An 8,699-nucleotide genomic window follows, 5' to 3' on the forward strand; every position below is an offset into this window, starting at 1 on the left:
CAGTCCGATTGGAGTATCTCATGAGCATTCGCTATCGACACCGCCGTAAATCGCTTTAATGGCGCTGATGCATCGGGAATGATAACCGACATGCTCGGTGCCCTCAGCAACACCAGTCACGGCGTAACCTTGCGCTGCTGCCGTTGGGCCAGTGCGGCTTTAATAACGCTCTGAAACATCTGCCTGCCGGGCGCAAAATGCTGGCTTATCAACTTGCCAAGTTCTTCCTCCGCCCAATCGAGGGCCCCAATTTCAAGCGCGGCGGCCCAAAGATAGGTCACCGCATCCGATGCATCGCTCGGGACCGGATCATACCCACCCCCCGAGAGCAAACTGGAAAGGGCAAACAGGGCGACCGTTGCCGCGAATTTCGGCTCTGTTTTCTGAAAATCCCTTGCGGCACGAACCAACGTCGATGGATCGGCGCCGGATGTTGCCGCGCACTCGATGGCGATATCAAAGAACCCAGCATCCTTCGCTGCGGCAAACCATTTTGCCTTATCACCGCGTGAACTGATTAGATCCAGCAGCATCTGGCGCCGGTCACGCTCAGGATACTGGCGGATCAACGAGCGGTAGATGGCAAGGTTTGTGGTCCCTCGCGCGGTGTTAAGGCCGTAACGCCGATAGGCTTCGTCCGAACGACCGTGCTTGATCAGGACGGCTTCGCAAAACCGATCAACCGCCAGGTCGTAGAAATTCGAATTTGTCTTGCCTCGGGCAGCCTCGGCATAGGCAATCGCGCTCTCCCATAGTCCCTGACGGAGCAAAGCTTCCGCGCCGAACCGCTGCCATGGCCAGAATTTCGATTGATTGACGGCGAGAAGTTCTTGGAGCTCGTCATATCGGCCGAGTTCCAGCAGGCAAGACAAGCAGATGGATGTGCCAGTGACATGGGAGAACGTCGTGTGGTCGGCCCAAGCCCGGCGCAGCATGCCGATCAAGAGGGTCGCATATTCTTCCATCAACTCGGGATATTGGGCAATTTCGCCCCAACGATCCTCGAGCGGCGACAGATAATCGACGCCATCGTCCTGAACCGCCTGGAACAAACGCGACAGCCACTTCCCTCGCGTCGCCGGCGTCGCCGGGGCAGCGATGAGGATGGGGATCAGCTCGTCGAGGGTACGCGACACTGCCGAGCCGAGAGCACCAGATGAGCTGTCGATGCCTTGGAGAGATGGCCAGATTCGCTCCGCCAGCAACACGATTCCTTCGCCGGCCAGGAGGGAATCTGTCTTTGCTACGGACCTGAGTTCGGAGACGGCGGCCTTGAGCCGGTCGATGGCCAAGTGCGACCCGTTCCAACCATAAGCATTGGTGCGGAACTTGGACCTGAACTGCCATTTATGAGAAGCGACCATTTCGTCAGACCGAGCCTATTCAGATGCGCGCTTGAACTACCGACCGATTTTGCTCTGATGCTATCCCACGCCCCTACGCGCCTATCAACCTTGTTGCATTAAGGCCATTCCGTCTCTTTCTAATCAACCCCGTTGATCAACGCGCCCCGATTGGGTGCCAGCGCAGGGTTCGATGTGACGACAATTTCGCTCCGGTCCGAGATGTTTGCCCGCGGTGCCCGCATGCTCCGCACGGCGCTTGGCGCGGCTGTCGCCGATTATTTGGATGATGATCGTGTCGTCGAAGTGATGCTCAACCCGGACGGCAAGCTCTGGGTCGATTTTCTTTCCGGCGGCTTGGAAGATACCGGCTATAGCATTCTGCCCGCCGATGCGGAGCGCATTGTTCGTCTTGTTGCGCATCATGTCGGCGCCGAAGTCCACGCCGGTGCGCCACGCGTATCTGCCGAACTGCCTGGAACGGGAGAGCGGTTTGAGGGGTTATTGCCGCCGGTCGTTGCCGCCCCCAGCTTTGCCATCCGTAAACCTGCCATCGCCATCTTTTCGCTCCAGGATTACGTCGCGACTGGCATCATGACGCCCGAGCAGGCGGAGATTCTGCGCAACGCCGTCGCCGAACGCCGAAACGTGCTGGTCGCGGGCGGCACCTCGACCGGCAAAACCACGCTGGTCAACGCGCTGCTTGCCGAGGTTGCAAAAACATCAGACCGCGTCGTGCTGATCGAGGATACGCGGGAGCTGCAATGCGCGGCCCCCAATCTGGTTTCGCTCCGCACCAAAGATGGTGCGGTTTCGCTCCGCGATTTGGTGCGCTCGGCGCTGCGACTGCGCCCCGATCGCATTCCCATCGGCGAGGTGCGCGGACCCGAAGCGCTCGATCTGCTGAAGGCGTGGGGCACCGGCCATCCAGGCGGTATCGGCACACTGCATGCGGGCTCCGCCATCGGCGCACTGCACCGGCTGGAGCAGCTGATCCAGGAAGCCGCTGTGACGGTCCCACGCGGCCTGATCGCCGAGACAATCGATCTCATCGCGGTGCTGTCCGGGCGCGGATCAGCGCGGCGAATAACCGAACTTTCGCGCATCTCGGGCCTCAGCCCCACCGGCGACTACGTTCTCACCCCAGCAGAAGGTTCGCTCCAATGAATTTTTGCGCCGCCCGCCAACGATTTGTTGCGTCGATGGTCATAATTCTCATCGCACTCGCTCTCGCAACCGCACCAGCCTATGCCGCCGGCTCAAACATGCCGTGGGAACAGCCGCTCAACCAAATCCTGGCATCCATCGAAGGCCCTGTAGCCAAAGTCGTGTCGGTCATCATCATTATCACCACCGGCCTAACCCTTGCCTTCGGCGAAACCTCCGGTGGGTTCCGTCGTCTGATTCAGATCGTGTTCGGCCTATCCATTGCTTTCGCGGCCTCCAGCTTTTTTCTATCCTTCTTCTCCTTTGCGGGTGGAGCTTTGGTCCGATGAACCAGGGCGAGTTTGCGCCTAGCTATTACGCGCCGGTGCATCGCGCGCTGACGGAGAAAATCCTGCTGGGTGGTGCGCCACGGGCCGTGGCGATTATTAACGGCACGCTCGCAGCCGCCCTGGGCCTTGGTCTCCGGCTCTGGATTGCCGGCGCCGCCATCTGGCTGCTGGGGCACCTCGTCGCAGTCTGGGCGGCGCGGCGCGATGCCGATTTTGTCGACGTCGTGCGCCGTCACCTCCGCTACCCGCAGCATCTGCAGGGGTGAGGGCGCAAAAATGATGCATCTTGCGGAATATCGCCATCGCCCAGATCGGCTCGCTGATTTTCTCCCCTGGGCGGCACTCGTGCGGCCCGGGATTGTGCTGAACAAGGACGGTTCGTTTCAACGAACGGCGCGGTTCCGGGGACCCGATCTCGATTCCGCAACCCCCGCCGAACTCGTCGCGATCACCGGCCGCCTGAATAATGCGCTGCGCCGCCTTGGTTCCGGTTGGGCGATATTCGTGGAGGCCCAGCGCCAGCCCGCCAACCTCTACCCGGCCAGTATCTTCCCCGATCCGGTGTCAACCCTCGTTGATGCCGAGCGCCGCGCGCAATTCGAAGAAGAGGGGGCTCATTTCGAGAGCCGGTACTTTCTCTCCCTCCTCTGGCTACCACCCGCTGATGATGCAGCCCGTGCGGAAGCTTGGCTTTACGAAAACCGCGCCCAAACCGGTGCCGATTGGCGTTCGGCTCTCGATGGTTTCGTTGACCGCACAGACCGTGTTCTCGCGCTGATCGAAGGCTTCATGCCCGAAGCCGCATGGCTCGATGATGCCGAAACCCTGACTTATCTTCATTCCTGCGTCTCAACGCGAACCCAGCGCGTGCGCGTGCCGGAAACCCCGATCTATCTCGACGCTATCCTCGCCGATGAGTCGTTTGCCGCCGGGCTCGAGCCACGGCTGGGCCAGGTCTCGCTCCGCACCCTCACCATCATGGGTTTTCCGACGCAAACCTGGCCCGGGCTGCTCGATGATCTCAACCGGCTGGCCTTTCCGTATCGCTGGTCCACCCGCGCCATCTGCCTCGACAAGACCGATGCCACCCGCGTGCTCGGCAAAATCCGCCGGCAATGGTTCGCCAAGCGCAAATCGGTGATGGCGATCCTCAAGGAGGTGATGACCAACGAAGCCTCCGTCCTGATGGATAGCGACGCCGCCAACAAAGCCATCGACGCCGATGCAGCCCTGCAGGAACTCGGCGCTGATCTGGTCGGCACAGCCTACGTCACCGCCACCATCACCGTCTGGGACGAGGATGCCCGCATTGCCGAGGAGCGATTGAGCCTTGCGGAGAAAGCGATCCAGGGGCGCGACTTTACCTGCATGCGCGAGACGGTCAACGCGGTCGAAGCCTGGCTCAGCTCCTTGCCAGGGCAAGTCTACGCCAATGTGCGTCAGCCGCCGATCTCCACCCTGAACCACGCCCATATGATGCCCTTCTCCGCCGTCTGGGCCGGTCCCACGCGTGACGATCATTTCGCAGCACCACCGCTGTTTTACGCCAAAACCGAAGGATCGACGCCGTTCAGGTTTTCGCTGCATGTCGGCGATGTCGGTCATACGCTAATCGTCGGGCCAACCGGCGCGGGCAAATCGGTCTTGCTCGCGCTGATGGCACTGCAATTCCGGCGCTATCCAGGCGCTCAAGTGTTCGCGTTTGATTTCGGCGGATCAATCCGCGCAGCGGCGCTCGCTATGGAGGGCGATTGGCATGATCTCGGCGGCGCTCTGGCCGATGGGAGCGAAACACCGATGGCATTGCAGCCGCTGGCACAGATCGATGATTCCGGCGAACGGGCCTGGGCCGCCGGCTGGATTGTTTCTCTCATTGCCAGCCAATCGGTCACCATCACGCCGGAGCAAAGAGACCATCTCTGGTCCGCCCTGACCTCGCTCGCGTCCGCGCCAGTGCCGGAGCGAACGCTGACGGGCCTGTCGGTGTTGCTGCAATCGACAGCACTCAAGCAAGCCTTGCAGCCTTTTACCCTTGCGGGGCCCTGGGGACGGCTGCTCGATTCCGAGCAAGAACATCTCGGTAGCGCCGACGTACAAGCTTTCGAGACGGAGGGGCTCATTGGCGCGGGTGCCGCGCCCGCCGTGCTCGCCTATCTATTTCACCGGATCGAGGCGCGATTTGATGGCCGTCCTTCTCTCCTGATCATCGACGAAGGCTGGCTGGCGCTCGACGATCGAGGCTTTGCCGGTCAATTGCGTGAATGGCTCAAAACGCTGCGCAAGAAAAACGCCTCCGTGATCTTCGCCACCCAGTCCCTGGCCGATATCGATGGGAGCATTATCGCGCCGGCGATTATCGAGAGCTGCCCGACCCGGATTTTACTCCCCAATGAACGCGCTCTGGAGCCGCAAATCGCCGCGATCTATCGGCGCTTCGGGTTGAATGATCGCCAGATTGAAATTCTGAGCCGCGCCACGCCCAAGCGCGATTATTACTGCCAATCCCGTCGTGGCAATCGGCTGTTCGATCTGGGACTGTCTGAAGTTGCGCTCGCTTTCTGCGCGGCCTCATCCAAGAGCGATCAAGCCGCCATCACCGAATTTTGCGCTACCCATGGCCGTGAGGGATTTGCGGATGCGTGGCTCCGCGCCAAAGGGCTGCATTGGGCGGTATCGATGCTGACCGATTTTGGCTCTCCGTCAAAATCGGCTTTTCCGCGGGAGCAAAAATCATGAGATCGAGCCGTGCCCTGATCGGAGTGATCTGTGCTACGGCGCTTTGCGTTGGCGATTTTGCACCACCAGCGCGGGCGCAATGGATTGTGTTTGATCCGACCAATTACAGCCAGAATGTTCTCACCGCCGCGCGCGAACTGCAGCAGGTCAATAACGAGATCACCAGCCTGCAGAACGAAGCGCGCATGCTGATCAACCAAGCCCGCAACCTAGCAAGCCTGCCATACTCCTCGCTCGCCGAGCTGGAGCAGACCATCAACCAAACCCAGCAATTGCTCGCGCAGGCGCAGAACATTGGCTACGACGTCTCCACCATCAACGACGCTTTTGCGCAGACTTATCCGCAAGCCTATTCCAGCGCGACATCCTCGCAGCAATTGCTCGCTGATGCCCACACACGCTGGGAGAATGCCCTGGCAGGCTATCAGGATGCGATGCGGGTGCAGGCCGGTGTGGTGCAGAATCTCAACGCCACCAGCACCCAGGTTGATGCGTTGGTCTCTTCCAGCCAAGCCGCTACCGGCGCACTGCAGGCCGCGCAATCGGGTAACCAGCTCCTGGCGCTGCAAACCACCCAGCTTTCCCAATTGACCGCCGTCATGACCTCAATGGCCCGTGCTGAAAGCTTACAAGCAGCGATGCATATCGAGAGCAAGGAGCAGGCCCAGCAGCAGCTTTCGCGGTTCCTGAATTATGGGCCGGGCTACCAACCCCAGACCGTTCATATGTTCCCATGATCGCCCGTTATCGAGGAGCAAAAAAACGATGGGCGCGCGGGGCAGCTTATGCGTTTGTCGCGGGCGCAATTACTTTCGTAGCCTTGCAATTCCAGCAGCGAGAAAGAGCGCATAAGCTTTTTCGCTCCGTTACCGCGCAGGGATCGAATAATCTCTCCGTCGAGTTGGCGCATTGTCAGGCCATCGGCATGGCAGCGGCCCAAAACCGGCAATGCCTTGCTGCCTGGGAGAGGGAGCAAAGACATTTTTTCTCTTATCGACCAGTTCGCTCTGGTGCGAGCACCGCCGCCACGTCCGCAACCTCCACAGCCAACATCACCAAGACTTGTGATTTGCCCAAGGTATCCGTAACGGGCGCAAAAACCGCTCCGCCAAAATCCGGAGCGCCGTAGGCCATGGGCGGCACCGGCATCATCGATCGTTTTCTCTCCGTCTTCACCCTTTATATCAATTCCGGCTTCGGGTTGGTGCAGGGCGATGTGCATTGGCTCGCCGGCATCCTGATCGCCATCGATATCACGCTCGCTGGCCTGTTTTGGACCCTTGCGCCCGACGAAGACATTCTCGCCCGGCTGATCAAGAAGACGCTCTATATCGGCGTATTCGCTTTCATCATCGGTAATTTCAATAATCTCGCCGCAATTATTTTTCATTCCTTCGCCGGGCTTGGTCTCGAGGCAGGCGGGAACACGCTCACGTCGGCCCAGCTTCTGCAGCCGGGCCGTGTTGCCCAGGTTGGCATTACCGCAGGCATGCCCATTCTGGCCTCGATTGCTGGGTTGATGGGCTATGTCAGCTTTTTCGATAATTTCATCCAGATCACCATTTTGCTCCTCGCATGGCTGATCGTGGTGCTGAGTTTTTTCATCATGGCGATCCAGCTCTTTGTCAGCCTGATCGAATTCAAGCTGACCACGCTCGCGGGTTTTGTCCTGGTGCCGTTTGGCCTGTTCGGACGCACTGCCTTTCTGGCGGAAAAAGTGCTTGGCAATGTCGTTTCCAGCGGCGTCAAAATTCTGGTTCTCGCCGTGATCCTCGGCATTGGCTCAACGGTGTTTGGTCAGCTCACCACAGGTATCAGCAATTCACCGACAATCGCCGATGCGTTGACCCTGATCCTTGCCTCGCTTTCGCTGCTGGCCTTGTCGATCTTCGGCCCAGGCATCGCCAATGGCCTGATCGCAGGCGGGCCACAGCTCGGCGCAGGCGCTGCCGTGGGCACCGGCCTTGCCGTTGCCGGTGCAGGCGCTGCTGGTGTCGGTCTCGCTGCCGCCGGTCTTGGCGCTGTGGGCGTGGCAGGCAGCACAGTTGCGGGAGCTGCGCGTGGCGGTGCAGCCCTCGCCGGGGCGACCACCACCGCCTACAGCGCGGGCGGTCTGTCCGGCGTCGCCGGTGCGGCTGGTTCAGCCGCGATCAGCCCACTCCGTCGCGCGGCCAACAGCATGCGTGAGAGTTTTGCGAGCGGCGGACGCGCCGTCACCGCGATGCGTTCGGGTGGATCGGGCGGAACAGGAGGATCATCTGGATCAGGGGGCTCAGCCGCTGCAACAGGTTCCGGCGCCAGCGCAAGAAACGGACCAGCAGCAAATAACGGCGCTTCCAACCCGCCGGCCTGGGCCAAACGCATGAGGCGGAGCGAACAAATAAATCGTGGTGCTTCGTCCGCCAACCACGCCATCCGCTCGGGTGATTCGCCCTCCAGCGGCAGTGGCGTTGATCTCTCCGAGGAGTAAAAATGTTCCGACGCCCGACCGTGCGCTATGGCAGAACGCCCGAACCCGAGACACCCTATCAGCGGGCCGCTCAGGTCTGGGACGAGCGCATAGGCTCCGCGCGCGTTCAGGCAAAAAACTGGCGGCTCGCTTTCTTCGGCATGTTGATCATGAGCGCGGGGCTGGCGGGCGGTTTGGTTTGGCAATCCGCGCGGGGCACCATTACGCCCTGGGTGGTGCAGGTCGATAAGCTCGGCCGCGCCCAGGCCATCGGCCCAGCCACCGCCGCCTACCAACCGACCGATCCGCAGATCGCCTGGTATCTCGCCCATTTTATCACCGAGGTGCGCAGCATCCCGGACGACCCAGTCGTGCTCCGCCAAAACTGGCTCGATGCCTATCACTATGTCACCGACAAAGGTGCCCTTGCGCTCAGCACCTATGCCCGAGCCAGCAAGCCGTTTTCCAAGGTGGGGCACAAACAGGTTTCGGTCTCGGTGGTGAGCGTGATCCGCGCGTCAAAGAGCAGCTTCCGGGTGGTCTGGGTGGAAAGCCACTATGCCGATGACGCGCTGACCTCCACCCAGCGCTGGAGCGCGATCCTCACCATTACGCTCCGCCAGCCGACGACCGCGACCCAACTCCGCAACAATCCGCTCGGCATCTACATCACCG

At 60.7% G+C, this 8,699-nt stretch carries 9 protein-coding genes; 8 read left to right on the forward strand and 1 reads right to left on the reverse strand.

Features of this window, described 5'->3' with window-relative positions; translation table 11 throughout:
• Positions 1–116: 116 nt before the first annotated feature.
• Positions 117–1,292, reverse strand: coding sequence for a hypothetical protein (locus tag ACYUCQ_RS15850; RefSeq protein WP_460255525.1), 1,176 nt, complete (start codon positions 1,290–1,292; stop codon positions 117–119).
• 273 nt (positions 1,293–1,565) lie between these two features.
• On the opposite strand from ACYUCQ_RS15850, the gene trbB reads away from it, so the two are divergent.
• From trbB to trbF, 8 genes are all read left to right on the forward strand, one after another.
• Positions 1,566–2,510: a P-type conjugative transfer ATPase TrbB gene (trbB, locus tag ACYUCQ_RS15855; RefSeq protein ID WP_460255526.1), complete on the forward strand. Its 945-nt coding sequence runs from the start codon at positions 1,566–1,568 to the stop codon at positions 2,508–2,510.
• The gene (locus ACYUCQ_RS15860; RefSeq protein ID WP_460255527.1) at positions 2,507–2,839 is read left to right on the forward strand and encodes a TrbC/VirB2 family type IV secretion system protein; all 333 of its coding nucleotides are present in this window, start codon (positions 2,507–2,509) and stop codon (positions 2,837–2,839) included. Before trbB ends, ACYUCQ_RS15860 begins: the two co-directional genes overlap by 4 nt.
• The gene (locus ACYUCQ_RS15865) at positions 2,836–3,105 is read left to right on the forward strand and encodes a VirB3 family type IV secretion system protein (RefSeq protein ID WP_460255528.1); all 270 of its coding nucleotides are present in this window, start codon (positions 2,836–2,838) and stop codon (positions 3,103–3,105) included. Before ACYUCQ_RS15860 ends, ACYUCQ_RS15865 begins: the two co-directional genes overlap by 4 nt.
• A gap of 10 nt (positions 3,106–3,115) precedes the next feature.
• On the forward strand, positions 3,116–5,575 hold the full coding sequence (gene trbE, locus ACYUCQ_RS15870) for a conjugal transfer protein TrbE (RefSeq protein ID WP_460255529.1): 2,460 nt from the start codon (positions 3,116–3,118) through the stop codon (positions 5,573–5,575).
• Positions 5,572–6,312 (forward strand): P-type conjugative transfer protein TrbJ, encoded by a 741-nt coding sequence (gene trbJ / locus ACYUCQ_RS15875; protein ID WP_460255530.1) that lies wholly within the window; start codon positions 5,572–5,574, stop codon positions 6,310–6,312. The genes trbE and trbJ overlap by 4 nt, the downstream gene beginning before the upstream one ends.
• Positions 6,309–6,704 (forward strand): putative entry exclusion protein TrbK-alt, encoded by a 396-nt coding sequence (gene trbK-alt, locus ACYUCQ_RS15880; protein WP_460255531.1) that lies wholly within the window; start codon positions 6,309–6,311, stop codon positions 6,702–6,704. The genes trbJ and trbK-alt overlap by 4 nt, the downstream gene beginning before the upstream one ends.
• A gap of 3 nt (positions 6,705–6,707) precedes the next feature.
• A complete protein-coding gene (gene trbL, locus ACYUCQ_RS15885; protein WP_460255532.1) occupies positions 6,708–8,045 on the forward strand; it encodes a P-type conjugative transfer protein TrbL in 1,338 nt (445 codons plus the stop codon).
• A 2-nt stretch (positions 8,046–8,047) separates the two neighbouring features.
• On the forward strand, positions 8,048–8,699 hold a 652-nt coding region (gene trbF, locus ACYUCQ_RS15890), incomplete at its 3' end, for a conjugal transfer protein TrbF (protein WP_460255533.1).

This window comes from Acidiphilium sp. MT5 (genome assembly GCF_054767495.1).

Coding starts and splice junctions, on each gene's coding strand:
- trbB (WP_460255526.1), top strand. CDS start 1,566: ATGTTTGCCCGCGGTGCCCGCATGCTCCGCACGGCGCTTGGCGCGGCT.
- ACYUCQ_RS15860 (WP_460255527.1), top strand. CDS start 2,507: ATGAATTTTTGCGCCGCCCGCCAACGATTTGTTGCGTCGATGGTCATA.
- ACYUCQ_RS15865 (WP_460255528.1), top strand. CDS start 2,836: ATGAACCAGGGCGAGTTTGCGCCTAGCTATTACGCGCCGGTGCATCGC.
- trbE (WP_460255529.1), top strand. CDS start 3,116: ATGATGCATCTTGCGGAATATCGCCATCGCCCAGATCGGCTCGCTGAT.
- trbJ (WP_460255530.1), top strand. CDS start 5,572: ATGAGATCGAGCCGTGCCCTGATCGGAGTGATCTGTGCTACGGCGCTT.
- trbK-alt (WP_460255531.1), top strand. CDS start 6,309: ATGATCGCCCGTTATCGAGGAGCAAAAAAACGATGGGCGCGCGGGGCA.
- trbL (WP_460255532.1), top strand. CDS start 6,708: ATGGGCGGCACCGGCATCATCGATCGTTTTCTCTCCGTCTTCACCCTT.